Source organism: Microbulbifer maximicatervae (SeqCode) (assembly GCF_052467955.1).
Genome location: NZ_CP174329.1, coordinates 3,106,804 through 3,125,031, shown reverse-complemented (window position 1 = coordinate 3,125,031; position 18,228 = coordinate 3,106,804). Strand labels below are relative to the sequence as shown.

Here is an 18,228-nt window from a genome sequence, read left to right as displayed (position 1 = left end):
CATTGGATTGGTTTTCAGATATGTACCACTTAAAAAGAATACACTTACAAAGTCGTTATCATACAACCACACATACTAGTAAGCATCTCCCGTATAAGTAACCAAGAAGATAGATATGGGTGGGCCGTCACAAACATCTTTTGAGAGGGCTGGGCTAGTGGGCAGGCATGCTGACTAAGTGGGAATTGAGCGCTACGAAGGATAAGACCGCAGCATAGCTGCGGTCTTGAAAGGTCTTTTGCAGTCTAACTAACGATGGCGACAGAGCTACCAATATCTGATTGCACGGGGATCAACGAACTGCATAGCGTAGGCGCTCAGGGCAAATCCATCTGGAAAACTGCTTACCATTGGTTGCTGGGGGTTAACCGCGGCTATTTCGGAAGGGTAATAACCTCCCGGCACAAACTGCCCCTGCCAACTGGGTGTAGCTTGAGGGGGGTAGCCCTGTAACGGACTCATGGTAAATCCAGAGTATGGAGTGGCTGGGGAGGGGCCTTGCGCGGTTGCGGCATGAGTACCCGCGGCCCTTGCTTGCTCTTTAGCGGACTCAAAAGCGGAGTTGATACCGAAAAGCTTGGGAACACCTGCGCCAACTCTCTCTGCCCCGAGGGGCATTGGTGCGGCCAAGGATTGGATCAGTTGGAATAAGGCGGTCACTCTGGATACATCTTTCTGCCGGAGCGCACCTTTAAATAATGGATGGTGGGCAAGTAGTAGAGCTGCCAAACCGGTAATATGCGGCGCGGCCATTGATGTACCTGACTGAACATCGAAGCCTTTGTCAGGCACAGACGAAACGATACCCACACCAGGTGCGGCAACAGAAATTTCCTGGCCGAAAGCGCTAAACCTAGGAACAAATAGACCGTCGGCTGATGCTGTTGAGGGTATTACTGTTTGCGCTTCCCAGGAATCTTTGGGGAACTCATTGAGCATTCCAAGAGCGCCTACAGCCATAGCATTTGGGGATCTGGCTGGATACTGGACTGCCCCGCCATTGTTGCCTGCGGCAACTATACAGGCGATACCATGTTGGACCGCTTCCTCGATTTGCTGCTCAACAGCCTCTGATGAATCAGAGCTGCCCAGGCTCATATTCACCACATCAACGCCGAGCTCTATGCAATGTGAGAGCGCATCAATCAAGCTACTAAATTGCCCGCCGGGGAAAACTTTGAATACATAGACTTCGGCTTCAGGAGCAAATCCGCGTATTGCTTCGGAGCCAGAGGGTTGGCCTGTAATAATTCCCGCACAGTGGGTTCCATGGCCGACGATATCTTCTACCCAGCTATCGGTATCGTAATTATTGGTGACATCGATACCATTCTTTAAATGGCTCAGTATTGGGTGCTTATTGTCCGCACCGGAATCGATGATTGCGATTTTGATACCTTTGCCTGTGTATTCATCGGGTAGCTGGTCCAGGCCCATGTACTTTTGCCCCCAGCCATAGGAGGCATCATTGGGGAAGTTGGGTATGGCCTCGCTCAGAGGTTGGAGTTTCACCAGGTTCACACCGGTGAGCGATAGGGAGGGGCTGCGAATATATTTGTTCCAGAAATCTTTGGCGGGACGGATCAGAAGTGATTTCACTTGAGCGCCGCCGCTTTGCGCAAAAATACTGAGCGCAACCTCCCCTTTATTGTTAGTGACCCCCTCCTGGGGAAAGCCCGCGCTTTCAACAATTATTTGAGCGTCGCGTATGGGCTCACCTTTTGCGCCGATAACGCGGAAGTGCACCTGCTGTGCCTGGACATGGTATTCACGCAATAGTCCGGGTTGCTGTGCAAAAACTGCGGAAAAGGTCGGCGAATAACTCGCTTGCCCGTAAGAGAGAAGTGAGTCCAGTTCAACGGCGACGTTTGGTGGAGTGGTCTGGTAAAGTGCCGCAGCAGCATCCACATCCATACGGACTTTGTAAATATTGGTGGCCTCATCGGCGGAAGACAGCGTTTTTAGTTTTCTGCCGGGGCGTATTTCACGAAGCACCTCACAACCTGCCTGCCTGGCAATAGTGGAAATCACATGGTGCATTGAGCCCGAGCTCAATGGCTGCACGCCCATGGATTTAGCCATCAGGCTGCGGCGGGGTGAAATAAGTAGCTCGACTTTCTCTGCAACCTCGACCGAAGGTTCTCCTGCGGCCTTTTCTTGTCGGGATTCAGTCATGTTCATGTTCCTTCGCTTTCAGTGCGGTACTGATTTAGTACGCGTGTGAAACGTCTGAAAGTGGTGAATCGAGTGGGTTTCAGTCTCAATTGAGAGGGTGGACAGGTTGATCCGGATCAATAATTACTTTGCCTCTCAATTTCTTTCTTAGGTCGTCGACGGCATCGGGTGTAGCCACAAGGGTGACGTTGCTTTTGCGCAAAGTAACGTCCTTAACATCGGGGCAATTTGAAGCTTCCTTCACCAGCTCCTCTAGCTCCAGAGTGCTAGCTGATACCTTACGATTTGGTACGGCTACATATTGCTCAAACTTCTTCATTTTCTTCTCATTGTGACTGCGCCATCCAAAATAGGGCAGGGTCGAACCCACCCCCAGGAAAAGGGGCGTGAAGCCCCTTTTTTTGCATTTTTAGTGCAGATAAGCCTGTTGCTGAAAGGCTGAGTTGGATTGCGGCATTGCCTGATAGGGCAGTGGCTGCCCGATGCCACTCAAATTCTGGAGGGGTTGCTGAGGTGGTTGCGGGAAAGCCTGGAATGGCACCGGTTGGCTCAGTGGTGCAAAAGCCTGCGGGGGAACCGATCCATACTGCTCCGGAGCCACAGGTGCCAGTTGATTTACCGGTTGGCCGATGTAGGTCTGAGGAACGAGGTGTGGCGTGAATTGCGGTGCGGCCTGGTAGGGCAGCAGGTGGTTGAGGCGCGCCAAGTTGTTAAGGAGTTGACCTTGTTGAGGTACGCCAATGTAGTTGCCAAGAGCAGGTGCGGCACGACTAATCAACTCACCGAGGAGACCTTGCGGTGGCAGTTGCGGAGCGGCTTGATAGGGTAAGAGCTGCCCTAGTTGGGCGGCTGCATTGATTAGCTGTGCCTGAGGGTTATTGATGTAATTGGCCAAAACTGGGGCCGCGCGGTTTATCAATTCGCTGAGATAGTTTTGGGGGGCAAACTGATGAGCGAACTGAGGTGGAATTTGTGGAGCAAGCTGCTGAGGAATGTGGGGCGCTAACTGTTGTGGAAGCTGCGGTGCGGCCTGGATGGGCAGTACTTGGCCCAATCCGCCGAGTGCATTGATCAATTGACCTTGTGGTCCACCGACAATGCCACCAACTACCGGGGCTGCACGGCTAATAAACTCTCCCAGCAATCCTTGTGGTGCTAACTGTTGAAGCGGTAGGTATGGCTGGGGGGGAGTGAGTCCGACGACCGGATTAATCGGAGGTACGGCATAGTTTTGTGGTTGTCCAAAGATCCCTTGAGCATATGCATATGGTTGGTACATGAACGTACTCCTCGAGTAGACCAATGACGATAGGGGGCTATCGCCCAGGTTATTTCATGGTTTACGGGTGAGAATTTTGGAGCTTGATAGAGCCCCGTTTTTAGGATCAGCCTGCTGATAATAAATCGGTAATGAGCTTTCGAGTTGTTGCATCTTGCGACGGACACTCAGCCGGCTGATCTGAGTATAGAGAAGCTTTTCAGAAGCACAGGGAAAGTTTGAAAAAAAATGGAGCGGGAAACAAAAAGGTAATGGGGGCGCAATTGTAGTCACCATTTTTCTTAAAATTCTGTAATTTTCCCAAAAGGAATATTTTTTAAAAAATAAAGTCTTACTCGGGATTTTCTACTTAAATGAGTGGTTAATATTCTTGTGGCGTGCAGGGTGCTGCTCCCTTGTATTGGTGTTAGGGCTCGGGGAAAATCCCCTCGGGTGCCCGGTGAAAAATAGCGGCACTTGTAGAAATATCCGTAAATAGCGAACTGGAATTTAAAGGTAACTGTTTATATCGATGTCTTGGAAAAGCAGCTTAACGAGCTTGTCAGTTCGCTTTTATGTAAAGATCTACTTACTCAAAATATCAAAAAACGATATCTAGCAGCTTTTCAATGTAATTTGCTATTGCCTCGCACTGTATGCCCTTCTTGGTTTTTTCTGCTCCAAACTCTTGCATCCTCTGTGGAGAGCTTTGCATTTTTTATACGTGTGCACTCAAAACTAAAAGTACTTGATAGTCGTTGAAGATACGTAAATACAAGAAAGTGGATAGAAATAATATCGGTATTTCTTTGGCGACCACAGTTTGCCGTATACGTGAAGAGGGTTTCAGAGAGTGGCTAAATCGGTGGAAAGTGTTCGACCCCAGGACGAGTAAGGGATTGGTTGTTAGTTGGCAGACTAAATGGATATGTCGGAGATTGGGGCAATTACTAGCAACCGTAAAGCTTGAATCTCCAGTGTAGAAAGAGGCGCTTGGAGCCGGGGAGGTCCAGCTATAATGCGGATTAGACTGCCTTTGAGGACAACTCAAAGATCGGTTGTGTCGGCAAAATGATCAATGATGACATTCGCGCCAAAAATTACTTGATCTTTGAAAAATGGATGAGTAGTATTCGCGGCCTCGGTGAGTAGCGCAGCCTGGTAGCGCACTTCGTTCGGGACGAAGGGGTCGGAGGTTCGAATCCTCTCTCACCGACCATATAAAAAGAAAAAGCCCGCTTATGCGGGCTTTTTCGTGTTTATGATTTCATTCCTGGTAGCGCTTTTACTTTAAAGGCTTACATGGGCAATTACACAGCTGCCTTGAGGGTGTTATCTCTTACTTGCTTATCGGTGTAAATAGCTAAGCCAGCCATGCTCAAAGCCTCGTGCCTCTTCGGTACTTCTGAAGCTAATTCTTTATTTGTCCCCATCGCTTTTAACTTTTTAATGCGCTTCCGCATTAAGCCCGGCAAGGTAAACATGCAGGAGTTGCTTGTACTGTTCCTGGTGCGATGCACTGGGGGAAAGTGAGGGGTAATCTGAACGGCTTATCGTCAGCTCAAGCTAAAGAGTTCAGGCACAAAAAAGCCCGCTAAAAGCGGGCTTTGAAAATCTGGTCGGTGAGAGAGGATTCGAACCTCCGACCCCTTCGTCCCGAACGAAGTGCGCTACCAGGCTGCGCTACTCACCGTTTTTTGTTTCGCATCATTTGCGAAGGGGCGGCACTATAGCAGCAATTTTTCGGCTGTAAACCACTGATTTAATTTTTTATTTGTCGAATCAGTCCCTCTTGGCAGGTAGACGCTACCAGCGTTCCGTCGCGGGTGAAAATCTGGCCGCGGGTAAAGCCTCTGGCACCGGTTGCCGAAGGGCTATCCGTTACATAGAGAAGCCATTGATCCAGGCGGAAATCGCGGTGGAACCACATCGCGTGGTCAACGCTCGCGGGCATCAATTGGGGATCGAATAAGGATATGTCGTGCGGCTGTAGAGAGGTACCCAGGAGTCCCATATCGGATGCATAGCAAAGTGCTGCCCGGTGCTCCATCGGGTCGTCCGACATCTCGCCCTCTGCCCGCAGCCAGAACATGCATTTGGCTTCGCGGGTTTCAGCGCCAAAGTAGCTTTGCGGGTCTACCGGACGAAAATCGATCATATAGCGCCGCTGATCGTACTGCGGGCTAACCAATCCAGCTTCCAGGGCCAGCTCCTGGGTGTTTTTCAGGCTCTCAGGAGAGGGAATCTCGACACAAGGCAGGTCGGCCTGGTGGTCAAATCCGGGTTCCCGAATTTGGAAGGAGGCGGACATATTGAAGATCGCGCGCCCGCGCTGCTTGGCGACTACGCGACGAGTGGTAAAGCTACCGCCATCGCGGATTGGGTCTACTTCGTAGATCACCGGCAGCTCACTAGAGCCAGGGCGGAGGAAGTAGGCGTGAAGGGAGTGGGGTAGGCGATGCTCAACGGTACGAGTTGCTGCCATCAGTGCTTGGCCCAGAACTTGCCCGCCAAAAAGCACTTTGCGATAATTTTCAACGTGATGACGACTGCGGAAGAGATTTCGATCCAGCTCTTCAACATCCAATAACTTACCTAATTTTTCCAACATAAGGGATTTTGCCCGTTACCTATTCCACTTAACAGAGTTTGCAGATGGGGAGCTTTGCGCTCTTAATCAAAAGGATAATAACAGCAAATCCCTTTAACCCCATTCATATTTTGAACGTTAGGCCCATTTTGGTCACAGGTGCCACCTCGTATAGCTATCCAGCTCTTTTCCATACACTGGCTACTGATTTTCTCAGTCAAGTTGAAACTCTGTGCTATTGACTATTGCGACATGTCGAATTCTTACTTATTTCTGTGGTATAAAGCGCCAATAGTTGTTGGGACAGTTGGACTAATTCGTTTGCAGCTATCCAACAAAGATTGAATAAAAGAAGTAGGAGATACCACAGGTGCCACACGACAATATTGATATACGTCCACCACTGAATTTCGGCAAGGTTGTCAGTCGGCACCGTACCGCAAAGGCTGTGGCTGGAGGAGTTGGCTCTGCTGCTTATTATGGGGTGTGGGGTGCACAGACGGCTACAGGTGCCACACTAACCGGCCTGGCTACCGGTGCAGCGGCTGCGACTTCTGCGACGGGTATTGGTTTGGTTGTTGCTGGAACAGCATTGTCCATTGGTTACGCTGGTTTGGCGGCCCGATCCGCATACAAGACCAATAATCACCTCAATGCTCTAAAAAAAATCTATGAAAACAGGAAGTCGTATAGCTGTCCTTGTAAAGGATCGGTCGCCCACGACTATGTTTCAGGCCAAGTGCTTCCTTATATCATCGAACAGAAAAGCAAAAAGTTGCATCGCAAGATGGTTGAAGCGACTCCGGGAATCGCCTCAGTAGAATATGCGCGCAAGGCAGTAAAAAACCTGTACAAGCGTTCACAGGGTACGCTCGGTAAAAAACGTACCTTTGCTGCAGAGTGGTTGGCGCAGCATTTGATTTCTCATGATTGTGAATTAGCTAATGCGATTGTTGCAGAGCTTTACTCAGAGGAGGAAATGCTCTGGATACGCACGCAGGACAACGATGTAGTCGCGCCTCTGTTGGAGCTAAAGCTGAAGTCCGTTTAATAGTGGCTTCTTGTGTTCTGGTGTAGTTCTTGATTTCATTCGGAAGTATTGGGGTAATGGACTACCCCGCAATCACTCAATCGTCGAATTTTATGTGTTATGTGCAATGCTTGGGCTCGCCAAACGTCACCACATGCTAAAATAAAAGGTCTGTTCTCAGCTTAAAATTGGCTCATTTTGAGTAAATTTTGAGCAAAATGGCCTAATATTTTTAATATTAGGCAGTCTAATTCCCCGATTTACTTTTCCAACCGACTTGAATTGCCTATCATTCATGAATGAATAGTCAATTTCAGTCCCCATTTTTACGGGCAAAGAAGGTCGGAAGTATGGATAAGGCAAAAGAGAAGGTTCAGCGGTTCCGCGCGCGGGAGCAGCGTATCCTGGATGCGGCTCTGGAGCTTCTGTTGGAGCACGGTGAAGAGAAAGTCACGGTCGAACAGATTGCCGAGCGTGTGGATATCGGTAAGGGCACGATTTACAAGCACTTCATTTCCAAGACAGAAATCTACATGCGCTTGCTGATGGATTATGAAAAATCCCTCGCTGAGCGTCTCAAGACCGCTGTAGCCTTGGCCGAGCAAGGTGATATCACCGCTCCAGCCCGCGCCTATTTTGAATCTCGTATGGCCGATCCTGGCAAAGATAGACTCTTCCAGCGCCTGGAGGAGAAGATTATCGCGTTGAACCTGGCTCCAGAAATGATTGCGGAGCTCCACAATATTCGTAATTCCAATGCTACCTCTCTCAATCGGGTCTTTGAGCGCCGTATGGAGCAGGGCATGCTGAAGAACGTTCCTGCATACTTCTATTACTCAACATACTGGGCGCTTGTGCAAGGGGCGGTAGAGCTTTATCACTCCAAGTCTTTTGCCAATGTAATAGAGGACAGGGAAGGTTTGATGGAGTTTATTATGGATGTGGGTGTGCATATCGGTGATATGTCCTCTCGCAAAACGCCAGAGGGAAGCCAGACAAGCCATCACAGCGATTCTGCGGGGTCCGCCCTTGGCTGAGCCCCTGTTCCAGCAGCTGCAAAAATTACAGGCTGAATTTCATGGGCATCCACCTGTAGAAAGGTGGAACCCAGAGCTTTGTGGGGACATGGATATGGTCATCAAATCTGATGGCCGTTGGATCCACGAGGGAACAGAGATTCGTCGTCATCCTCTTGTGAAACTGTTTGCCAGCATTTTGAAGCGTGAGGGGGATGAATACTTCCTTGTCACCCCTGTCGAAAAGCTGCGAATCACAGTGGAGGATGTTCCATTTGTAATCACTCAGGTGGCCCGCAACCCCGGAAGTACTCATCAGCAGCTACTTTTCACCACAAATGTGGGCGACGTTGTTGAGCTGTCGGAAGAGGGGCAGTGGCAACTTAGAGACTTTGGTGCTCCGCCGCAGCCAATCCCTTACCTGGAGATTCGAGGGGGGTTACAGGCTCGCGTTTCCCGTGATGTTTTTTACCAGTTGGTAGACTGGGCGCTTGAAGGGGATCGCGATACCGATAAGCTTTATGTGCAAAGTGACGGAAAAGATTTCCTGCTGGGTTCTTGCAATTAGATAGCTCCCGGTTCCTGCTGGCGGATTCCTCGCGCCTCAGCGCTGATTTGTAGCTGGGGCTTTAATTCATAGCCTTGCTCCTCACTGTTCGAGTTTAGAAAGTACTTGCTTGACCCTATAGCTCCTGACTTTACTCTCTCGACGAACTTTCCTTATTTATATCTTTGGTGTCAAACTGTTTAGTGGATGCCACTATCGCTCCTGTATTTTGATTACCGCTGTGGAATTTATACTTGATTGTGCCGGTGCTTGCTTGAATCCGGAAAATAGCCCGGGAATATACATGTCCGTACTATTCATTTGTGGTGTTGCTGTATTTCATTTCTATTAAAAAAATAGTGTTTGAAATCTTATGGAAATATAAGTGTATTTGTTCTGAAAGGAATAGAATATTAATTCGATAATTTACGGAAATATCTAAATAAGTAACAAATCCGCAACAGTGCATTTCTAAACTTCCCTCCGTCCAAATCGCTACGGCGAAACAAAAAATATAGTTTTTATTTGCTTGGTTGTTGTCATTTATTTTTTTTAAAAATGGCGGAGTTGAAGCAATTAAAGTTTTGGATTGAAATTCCTATAGGGGGAAACATGAAGCGAGTACAGAATAAGCTCTTACTGGCAGCTGCGATTGCTGCGCTATTAGCGGGTTGTGACGGTGGCGGTGTGAGTATCGAGCCGGAAACAGTAGATAACTCGGTGGACAACTCGGTAGATAATTCAGTGACAAATCCTGGCGGAGGTTCCACTGATGAAAATCCATGTGCCACTATAGAAAGTTCAAGTGTACAAGGTGAATTTAGCGGTGGTAGCTGCTATTACACAACTGATTTTGTTTCTGCTGCAAACCCATTAACTGAAGATTTATATCTCACTGCGCTGGATAGCAATGGAGCTCATGTCTTTAGCGGCAGTTTGTTTGTTGGAGAAAGTTACTCCAGCGATTCTGACCTAGCAGCAGCCGGTATTTCTGAGGGTGGTGACGGCGTAAAACTGGAAATTGAGGCGGGCGCCACTATCGCTTTTAAAGATAATTCAGCATTTATGGTTGTAAACCGTGGATCGCAAGTCTTTGCTCGCGGTACAGAAACATCTCCCATCACTTTTACGTCAGAAACTGATGTTCTTGGCACTGTAGGTCCGGAGGATGTTTCACAGTGGGGTGGAATGGTTATTAATGGCTTTGGTGTAACGAACAAATGCCAATATACAGGTTCTATTGGTGGTGGTGATCTGACTCTTGATGGCGAGTGTCACGTAGCTGCTGAAGGATCCACTGATGACAATACTTCCTACTACGGCGGTGACAACAATGCCGATAACTCGGGAGAGCTTTTGTACGTTGTTGTCAAACACACTGGCGCAGAAGTTGCTAGTGGTGATGAGTTGAACGGAATTGCTTTTGATGCTGTAGGTAATGGCACAACGATCCGTAACCTTCAAACATACTCAACTTACGATGACGGTATCGAGTTCTTCGGTGGCGCTGTAGATGTCGAAAATTATGTTGCACTCTACGTTCGCGATGACTCCATTGATATTGATGAAGGTTATCGTGGAAGTATTACCAATGCTTTGGTGATTCAAAGTGAGACTGACGGCAATCACTGTATAGAGGCCGATGGCATCGGTTCATATAGTGATGGAGCTGATTATTCCACCTTGATCAGCCAGGGTCTCAACAGTCGACCAGTAATTGACGGGCTGACCTGTATTGTTTCCGCTCAAGAAGAGGGTACTCATGACCCCGGTGCAGGCTGGCGCCTGCGTGAGGGTATTTATCCAATGATCACTAATTCTATAGTTGTGGCCTCCTTCTTTGCTGATGAGACTGGCGTGGCCGGCGATAACTACTGCCTGCGTATTGAGAGCTCTCAAACTCGCGGCGAAGCATCTGCTGGGACTGAGGTGGCTCTGACTTCCAACATTTTCGCCTGTGAAGATCGCACTAAAACCGATGAAGACAGCTTCAATGTTGAGACTTGGGCTGTGGATAGCGGGAACCAATTTGCCACTATCTCCGGTGAAGTTAATCCAACCTCTAATGCCGATACTGACTTTGTTTTGCTCGGCGGTTCCCCTGCAATGTTCACAGTTGATGCATCTGCTCAAGTGATCGATGGCGTTGCACCTACGGTTTCTGCCGAACTGGGTCGTGCCTATTTGGGTGCGCTTGAGCAGGATGGTACCGATTGGACTCAGGGTTGGACTTACGGTCTTCACCAGGGTGATCGCGCTCAACCTCTCTGGTTTGAGTAATAGATCGAGGTAGCGGTTGGGGATGCTAATCCCAATCAATTAAGGCGCCGCCTTCGCTGATGGAGTCGGCGCCTTATTTGATTTAAGACCGTGATTCTTAGGAATGAAAAGAGGCCTGAGAGATGGTTAAGTGCGAAAGATTTCAAAGGGCGCCGCTTGTTTTGGCGGTAGCTGCGGGCTCCACATTTGCAGCTGGAGTGTATGCACAGGATGCTGAACTGGTTGATAGTGCCACTCCTGGGATTGAAGAGGTTGTAGTCCAGGGGCGGCTGAAGGACTCTGCTGAAGTCCTAATCAGCGAGCGCCTGGAGGAGGAGGTAGTTACGGATATCCTCGGGGCTGAGATGATCAGCAGGGTGGGGGACTCTACCGTAGCCGCAGCGCTGCGACGAGTATCCGGATTATCCCTGGTAAGTGACAAGTTCGTTTACGTAAGGGGCTTGGGTGAGCGATATTCAAGTACAACTCTCAATGGTTCGACGGTGCCATCCCCGGATCTGACCAGAAATGTCATCCCACTAGATCTATTCCCGACCTCTATCGTGGAATCGCTAGCGGTACAGAAGAGCTACTCAGTTGATAAGTCTGCCTCGTTTGGAGGTGGTAATGTCGATATCCGCACCAAAGGGATACCTGATGATCTGACTTACGCTATTGAAGTTGGTACGGGCACCAATAGTGAAGTCAATGGTGATGTGCTCAGCTACAGCGGTGGAGATGATGATATTTGGGGTGCTGATGATGGTACCAGGGCGATGCCGGGTGAGATATCTGCGGCACTGCAACGCTTCAAGGGTAATATTACAGTTGCGGATATCCGTGATACCTTGATTGCTGAGGGGAATGAGTATTCAAGTAACCAGGAGGCGGAAAAGGCGGCTCAAGCGCTAAATAGGGAACTCGCCCTAAGCTTGAATCGTGATATTTCTATTAAAGAGGAATCTAGCGATCCTGACCAAGACTACAAGGCTAGTGTAGGGAATCGCTTCTACTACGGGGACGATTGGGAGTTCGGTTTCCTGGCTGGAGCCTCCTACAAGAGTAAGTGGAGGGAGAGTGAGCGCACTATTCGTGACTACGGTAACCCACAGGAGCAGGTTGACCGTCGAACCGAGTCTACTTACTCCGTAGATATCAGTGGAAATTTAAACCTAGGTATACGTTTTGCGGACGAGCATTCGGTTGAGAGTATCAGTTTGTATTTGAGGAATACGGACGATGAGACTTCAATCAGGGATTACTTTGACTCAAATCGTCTATTGTCTGATGGCGCTGGATCGAGAAATTATGACCTGAAGTATGAAGAGCGGGAGCTGGTGCTTCATCAAATAAAGGGAAGTCACTCTCTTGGTCCAGAAACAAAAGGCCTGCTGTCCGTCAGCTCCCTAAGTTGGGTGCCTGAGGATTTGGTGGTTGACTGGTTCTACTCCGATTCAACGGCGATGACAGATATCCCCAATCAGGTTGAGGTGATTGCTAACACCGAAACTGACCCTGAAACCGGAGAGGTTATTAACTCAACGGTGGATATTGCTTCGCGGAGTGCGAGTTTTCGATTTACCGAGCTGGAGGATGAGGTCCGAAACTACGGTTGGTCCGCAACATTGCCCGTTGAGTTTTCCTCGTCTTCGTTGGAGTTGAGTGGTGGGTTTGCTCGAATTGAGAAGGGGCGCTCCTATAAGCAAACTGAATTTGGATTGGATATCTTCAGTGTGGCTGACCCCTCAATTCTTGATGACCCTTTGAGTGATGTGTTTAGCGATACCAATATCACTAACGATGAAAATAACTTTGTTTTTGCCAAGTCTGGCAGTAACAAGCAAAGTTATTTGGCCGCTACTTCGACAGATGCGATCTACGGTAAGTTCGATTGGACTCTTGAGGAAACCTGGCGTATATCAGCCGGGGCCCGATGGGAGGACTATAGTCAAGCTGCTTTAGAGTGGAACCCCTATAGTTTCTCGCAAAGTGAACCACAGATTACGAATGACCCCGGGGAGTTGGCTGAAGCGGTATATACGGATGATGATATTTATCCTTCATTATCCTTGACCTATATGGGGTCATTTTGGGCGGAGACATTCCAGTTGAGGTTCGGTGCATCCAAGACCGCTGTTCGGCCCGACTTGCGTGAAATTACCGACGCTATTTATATAGATCCGCACACTGATGATCAGATCAGGGGGAATTCGAGTGTTCGGCCGTCGGAGATCGACAACTACGATATTCGCGCAGAGTGGTTTTTTGATAGCGGCGATAGCCTGACTATTTCGGCTTTCTATAAGGATATTGTTAATCCTATTGAGTTTTTTGAAGCTGCCTCAAGTGATGACAATATTGCGCGAGAGATTATAAATGCTGAGTCTGGTGAGATTACCGGTATAGAAATAGAGGGTATGAAAAGCCTTGGCTTTATCTCTGACCCAATGGATAGCTTCTTCCTGCAGGGCAATATTACGCTTCAAGACTCGGAAATTGTTGCCGGTGATGAGGCTGATGCACCGACTAATGCAGTCCGCGAAATGACAGGGGCATCTGATTATGTGGTTAATATGCTACTCGGCTTTGATAGCCCGGACGGGAACCATTCTGCCAGCTTGGTTTACAACGTATTTGGTGAGCGCCTTTACAAAGCGGGGCGAGATCCTCATCCCGATTCATTTGAGCAGCCATTCCACTCTCTGGATTTAACTTACTTCTGGTATCCAACTGATGAGGTGACGGTGAAGGCGAAAGTGCAGAACCTATTGGGTGAAGTCATTGAAATTGAGAGGCAGAGTGTCACCGTTTTTGAAGAGGAGGTTGGGCAGACTTTTGCGCTGAGTGCTCAGTATAAATTTTAAAGCGGAATATCGGTCACGCTAGATGCCAAGCGCGCTTTTGCGTGCTTGGCATCTAGCGGTAAATTATATGTAGGAATCTATATCGGTACACAGCTTTTGTTATTGGCCTGGAGATTCATGGCTTTTAATTAGTCAAATTGCTATGCACGGATCGGTTATAACAAATTTTTGCTCAGCCAAATTGATCTTGTCTTATTTGTGATTCCTTAGGAGTTGGTGCACTGGAGGTATCCCCTTTTCTCGCCTTCCCTTTTTCGAGTAAACTTGGGGTGTTAGCAATATTTAGAAAGGAATATCTATAAATGGCATCTATATTGAAAAATAAAACTAGAGGGGTAGTGGTAGGGGTAACGCTATGTTTAGGTCTTTCGTCTTACGCGTACGCTAAAGGGAGTGGGGGGGAAAGAAATCTGAATGCGGTGCGTTTACCCGGTGATGATTTCATTGTCTTTGAGGCTCTTGATAATGATTTCTCAAATCCCGATGGTTGTGACCGTTCTGATAGGGTGCTACTTAGAAGAGAAACTGAAGGTGCAGATCAAAAGCTAAGTGTTGCTTTGACAGCACTGGTTGCAGAAAAGAAGGTGGGTGTCTGGTTAGATGGATGCTCAAATAGCCCGTGGGGCTATACAATACCGGTTGTCGATTCGCTTTGGATTCTTCGATAGCGGCAATTTGCTGCTGAAACTCCCTAGCTAGCAATAAAAAATGGCGCCATCGGCGCCATTTTTTATGTGTAGACCCAATTACATATTTGGATAATTGGGGCCGCCGGCACCTTCAGGGGTTACCCAAACAATATTTTGGGTTGGGTCCTTAATGTCACAGGTCTTACAGTGTACGCAGTTTTGAGCGTTGATCTGGAAGCGCTTACCGTTGGTGTCTTCAATAACCTCATAAACACCGGCAGGGCAGTAGCGCTGCGCGGGTTCATCGTAAATCGGCAGGTTGTGACTCAGCGGAACTTCTGGGTCCTTCAGGGTCAGGTGGCAAGGCTGGTCTTCTTCGTGGTTAGTATTGGAAATAAACACGGAAGATAGCTTGTCAAAACTGAGTACGCCGTCGGGCTTCGGATAGTCAATCTTAGCGCAGTCAGCAGCAGGCTTGAGTTGGGCGTGATCAGCCTTGGTGTCGCGCAGGGTCCAGGGAAGCTTGCCTTTAAAGATATTGATATCCACAAATGCATAGGCAGATCCCAGAATGTTGCCCCATTTGTGCTGGGCCGGGCCGAAGTTGCGCTGCATGTGCAGCTCTTTCCAGGCCCAGCTATCGCGATACTTGGTGGTGTAGTCGGTCAGCTCTTCGCTATTGCGCTCAGCGGCGAGGGCTTCAACTACAGACTCAGCCGCGATCATGCCGGATTTCATCGCGGTGTGATTGCCCTTGATCTTGGCAAAGTTCAGGGTGCCGGCGTTATCACCGATCAACAGGCCGCCAGGGAAGGTCATTTTCGGTTGAGATTGAAGGCCACCTTTTACTATGGCGCGGGCACCGTAGGCGACGCGCTCGCCACCTTCCAGGTACTGCTTGATTACCGGATGGTGTTTATAGCGCTGGAACTCGTCAAATGGACTCACATGGGGATTGCTATAGGCGAGGTCAGTAATCAAGCCGACAACAACCTGGTTGTCTTCGAGGTGGTAAAGGAAGCCGCCACCGTGGGTGGAGCTTTGTTCCAGCGGCCAGCCAGCAGTGTGAACAACCAGGCCTTGCTGGTGTTTGTCCGCAGGGACTTTCCAAATCTCTTTAATACCGATGCCGTAGTGTTGTGGGTCGGCATCTTCGTCTAGCTTAAAGCGTTCGATCAGCTGCTTGCCCAGGTGACCGCGACAACCTTCAGCGAAGAGAGTGTATTTGGCATGCAGCTCCATGCCCGGCATGTAAGAGTCTTTTTGCTCTCCGTTCATGCCGATGCCCATATCGCCAGTAGCGATACCTTTTACAGAGCCATCTTCGTTGTACAAAATTTCAGCAGCGGCGAACCCAGGGAAGATTTCCACTCCCAGGCTTTCGGCTTGTTCTGCCAGCCAACGGCACAGGTTGCCGAGACTGATAATGTAGTTGCCCTCGTTGTGCATGGTGCTGGGCACAAACATGTTGGGGACTTTTATAGAGTTCTCTTCGCTGCGCAGGACGTAGATGTCGTCGCCTTTTACCTCAGTATTGAGGGGGGCTCCACGTTCTTTCCAGTCGGGGAAGAGTTCATTAAGGGCGGTGGGCTCAAATACAGCACCGGATAGGATGTGAGCTCCTACTTCTGAGCCTTTCTCCACGACACATACAGAGACGTCTTCATTGAGCTGACGAATACGACAGGCCGCGGCCAATCCAGCGGGGCCGGCACCCACGATCACTACATCGTATTCCATTGATTCGCGTTCCACGGCACTCTCCTCAGCAGTTGTATTCAACTTTTTTGCGGCCAATCCGGCCTTATCATTTATATTGCTGGCGGATTATATAGGCGTTTAATCAACCCTACCAATTGCATGACTATTCATTTGCTATGGCAAATGCGCTGTATTTCAACGGCTTACTGGGGGTGGATAGGTGGTTCTTATTCCCGGAAATAGATTTTGTGAATGGCAGGAGGGACTTCCATTTGACTATTGATTTTGCGCTATAGAACCGCCACCATACACGCCGTTCAAACACTTGTTTGACCAGAACACCGTATCCGTTCGCGACGTGAATTATCAGTCGCGGCTGTTAAAAAGCATATTTGAGACGGGATTTCCATGAAAGTTCTTGTAGCTGTGAAACGCGTTGTTGACTACAACGTCAAGGTTCGCCCCAAGGCGGACGGCTCTGACGTTGATACAGCCAACGTCAAAATGTCTATCAACCCCTTCTGCGAAATCGCAGTAGAAGAGGCGGTGCGCTTGAAGGAAAAAGGCGTTGTCAGCGAGATAGTCGCCGTTTCCATGGGCTCCAAGCAATGCCAAGAGCAAATCCGCACTGCACTGGCCCTGGGTGCCGACCGCGGTATCCTGGTTGAGACCGATGCTGAGCTGCAGCCTCTGGCAGTAGCCAAATGCCTGAAAGCGATTGTTGAGAAAGAAGAGCCTCAAATGGTAATTCTGGGCAAGCAGTCCATCGATGGCGATAACAACCAGACCGGCCAGATGCTGGGTGCTTTGACTGGCATGGGGCAGGGTACCTTCGCCTCTGAAGTTGCCGTAGAAGGCGACGCTGTTAAGGTAACTCGTGAAATTGACGGCGGCCTGCAGACTGTTGAACTGAAACTGCCTGCCATTGTTACTACTGACCTGCGCCTGAATGAGCCGCGTTACGCCTCCCTGCCTAACATCATGAAGGCAAAGCGTAAGCCTCTCGATACCACGACCCCGGATGAGCTGGGCGTTGATATTACTCCCCGCACCAAAACCCTGAAAGTTGAGCCGCCGGCTGAGCGTCAAGCAGGCATTAAGGTTGCTGACGTTGCTGAACTGGTAGAGAAACTGAAAAACGAGGCGAAGGTAATCTGATGAGCATTCTGGTTATTGCTGAACACGACAACGCCGAACTGAAGGGCGCTACGCTCAACACCATCGCTGCTGCCAAGGCTATTGGTGGTGATGTTGCTGTATTGGTTGCTGGATCTGGCTGCGGCCCTGTAGCGGAGGCTGCTGCTAAAGCTGAAGGCGTTTCCAAGGTACTGCTGGCAGATAATGCCGCTTACGAGCACCAGTTGGCTGAGAACGTTGCCAAGCTGGTAGCGGACTTGGGTAAAGACTACGGTCATATCCTGGCTCCAGCCACTACTACCGGTAAGAACATGCTGCCACGCGCTGCTGCGCTGCTGGATGTTCAGCCGATTTCCGACATCGTCGCTGTTGAAAGTGCAGATACTTTCAAGCGCCCGATTTATGCGGGTAACGTCATTGCCACTGTACAGAGCTCCGATGCCATCAAGGTAATCTCTGTACGTACCACTGCCTTTGACGCCGTGGCGGCTGAAGGTGGAAGTGCAGCGGTTGAATCTGTAGATATCGCGGATGACGCTGGTGTTTCCTCTTTTGTCGGCGAAGAGCTGGCTGTATCCGATCGTCCTGAGCTGACCGCTGCGAGCGTAGTCATTTCTGGTGGCCGCGGCATGCAGAATGGCGAAAACTTCGAAATGCTGTACAAGCTGGCCGACAAACTGGGGGCTGCAGTTGGTGCCTCCCGTGCTGCTGTGGATGCAGGTTTCGTACCTAACGATATGCAGGTTGGTCAAACCGGTAAGATCGTTGCCCCTGACCTGTATATTGCCGTTGGTATCTCCGGCGCGATCCAGCATTTGGCAGGTATGAAAGACTCCAAAGTTATCGTAGCCATCAATAAAGACGAAGAAGCACCGATCTTCTCCGTTGCTGACTACGGTCTGGTAGCTGACCTGTTTGAAGCTGTACCAGAGCTTGAAACAAAGCTGTAATGTCCGATTGCTATACTAGCGGGCATTGAAAAAGGCGGCGTCATGCCGCCTTTTTTCGTTTTTTGGTGACAA

Annotated in this window: 14 protein-coding genes, 2 tRNA genes and 1 pseudogene; 9 read left to right on the top strand and 8 right to left on the bottom strand. The window is 49.2% G+C overall.

What is annotated here, in order from left to right; genetic code table 11:
* Window positions 1-267: 267 nt before the first annotated feature.
* The 4 genes and pseudogenes from ACJJI5_RS13415 to ACJJI5_RS22360 all read right to left on the bottom strand — a co-directional run.
* The gene (locus ACJJI5_RS13415; protein WP_444905352.1) at window positions 268-2,175 is read right to left on the bottom strand and encodes a S8 family peptidase; all 1,908 of its coding nucleotides are present in this window, start codon (window positions 2,173-2,175) and stop codon (window positions 268-270) included.
* A gap of 85 nt (window positions 2,176-2,260) precedes the next feature.
* Window positions 2,261-2,494, bottom strand: coding sequence for a hypothetical protein (locus ACJJI5_RS13410; protein WP_282932693.1), 234 nt, complete (start codon window positions 2,492-2,494; stop codon window positions 2,261-2,263).
* Window positions 2,495-2,584: 90 nt separating this feature from the next.
* Window positions 2,585-3,454: a polyadenylate binding domain-containing protein gene (locus ACJJI5_RS13405; RefSeq protein WP_445354322.1), complete on the bottom strand. Its 870-nt coding sequence runs from the start codon at window positions 3,452-3,454 to the stop codon at window positions 2,585-2,587.
* 697 nt (window positions 3,455-4,151) lie between these two features.
* A pseudogene (locus ACJJI5_RS22360) lies at window positions 4,152-4,490 on the bottom strand (hypothetical protein); the annotation flags it as partial.
* A gap of 85 nt (window positions 4,491-4,575) precedes the next feature.
* On the opposite strand from ACJJI5_RS22360, the gene ACJJI5_RS13400 reads away from it, so the two are divergent.
* Window positions 4,576-4,652 (top strand) — tRNA-Pro (locus ACJJI5_RS13400).
* A 91-nt stretch (window positions 4,653-4,743) separates the two neighbouring features.
* On the opposite strand, the gene ACJJI5_RS13395 is transcribed toward ACJJI5_RS13400, so the two are convergent.
* The 3 genes from ACJJI5_RS13395 to ACJJI5_RS13385 form a co-directional block, all read right to left on the bottom strand.
* Window positions 4,744-4,917 (bottom strand): hypothetical protein, encoded by a 174-nt coding sequence (locus ACJJI5_RS13395; RefSeq protein WP_444897195.1) that lies wholly within the window; start codon window positions 4,915-4,917, stop codon window positions 4,744-4,746.
* 132 nt (window positions 4,918-5,049) lie between these two features.
* Window positions 5,050-5,126 (bottom strand) — tRNA-Pro (locus ACJJI5_RS13390).
* Between the two features lie 69 nt (window positions 5,127-5,195).
* The gene (locus ACJJI5_RS13385; protein ID WP_282932695.1) at window positions 5,196-6,044 is read right to left on the bottom strand and encodes an acyl-CoA thioesterase; all 849 of its coding nucleotides are present in this window, start codon (window positions 6,042-6,044) and stop codon (window positions 5,196-5,198) included.
* 349 nt (window positions 6,045-6,393) lie between these two features.
* Here ACJJI5_RS13385 and ACJJI5_RS13380 point away from each other — a divergent pair, with 349 nt between their 5' ends.
* From ACJJI5_RS13380 to ACJJI5_RS13355, 6 genes are all read left to right on the top strand, one after another.
* Window positions 6,394-7,074, top strand: coding sequence for a hypothetical protein (locus ACJJI5_RS13380; RefSeq protein WP_444897196.1), 681 nt, complete (start codon window positions 6,394-6,396; stop codon window positions 7,072-7,074).
* A 329-nt stretch (window positions 7,075-7,403) separates the two neighbouring features.
* Entirely contained in the window at window positions 7,404-8,090 is a 687-nt protein-coding gene (locus ACJJI5_RS13375) for a TetR/AcrR family transcriptional regulator (RefSeq protein ID WP_282932697.1), read from the top strand.
* Complete coding sequence (locus tag ACJJI5_RS13370; RefSeq protein WP_445354321.1) at window positions 8,083-8,637, top strand: DUF1285 domain-containing protein; 555 nt, start codon at window positions 8,083-8,085, stop codon at window positions 8,635-8,637. Before ACJJI5_RS13375 ends, ACJJI5_RS13370 begins: the two co-directional genes overlap by 8 nt.
* A 591-nt stretch (window positions 8,638-9,228) precedes the next feature.
* Complete coding sequence (locus tag ACJJI5_RS13365) at window positions 9,229-10,896, top strand: beta-helix domain-containing protein (protein WP_445354320.1); 1,668 nt, start codon at window positions 9,229-9,231, stop codon at window positions 10,894-10,896.
* Window positions 10,897-11,018: 122 nt separating this feature from the next.
* Window positions 11,019-13,739: a TonB-dependent receptor domain-containing protein gene (locus tag ACJJI5_RS13360; RefSeq protein ID WP_445354319.1), complete on the top strand. Its 2,721-nt coding sequence runs from the start codon at window positions 11,019-11,021 to the stop codon at window positions 13,737-13,739.
* Window positions 13,740-14,041: 302 nt separating this feature from the next.
* The gene (locus ACJJI5_RS13355; protein ID WP_445354318.1) at window positions 14,042-14,407 is read left to right on the top strand and encodes a hypothetical protein; all 366 of its coding nucleotides are present in this window, start codon (window positions 14,042-14,044) and stop codon (window positions 14,405-14,407) included.
* Window positions 14,408-14,485: 78 nt separating this feature from the next.
* Here the strand turns inward: ACJJI5_RS13355 and ACJJI5_RS13350 are convergent, their stop codons facing one another.
* Window positions 14,486-16,123, bottom strand: coding sequence for an electron transfer flavoprotein-ubiquinone oxidoreductase (locus tag ACJJI5_RS13350; protein ID WP_413665690.1), 1,638 nt, complete (start codon window positions 16,121-16,123; stop codon window positions 14,486-14,488).
* Window positions 16,124-16,477: 354 nt separating this feature from the next.
* Here ACJJI5_RS13350 and ACJJI5_RS13345 point away from each other — a divergent pair, with 354 nt between their 5' ends.
* A complete protein-coding gene (locus ACJJI5_RS13345) occupies window positions 16,478-17,227 on the top strand; it encodes an electron transfer flavoprotein subunit beta/FixA family protein (RefSeq protein ID WP_282932702.1) in 750 nt (249 codons plus the stop codon).
* Window positions 17,227-18,156, top strand: coding sequence for an electron transfer flavoprotein subunit alpha/FixB family protein (locus ACJJI5_RS13340; RefSeq protein WP_413665691.1), 930 nt, complete (start codon window positions 17,227-17,229; stop codon window positions 18,154-18,156). Before ACJJI5_RS13345 ends, ACJJI5_RS13340 begins: the two co-directional genes overlap by 1 nt.
* Window positions 18,157-18,228: the final 72 nt, after the last annotated feature.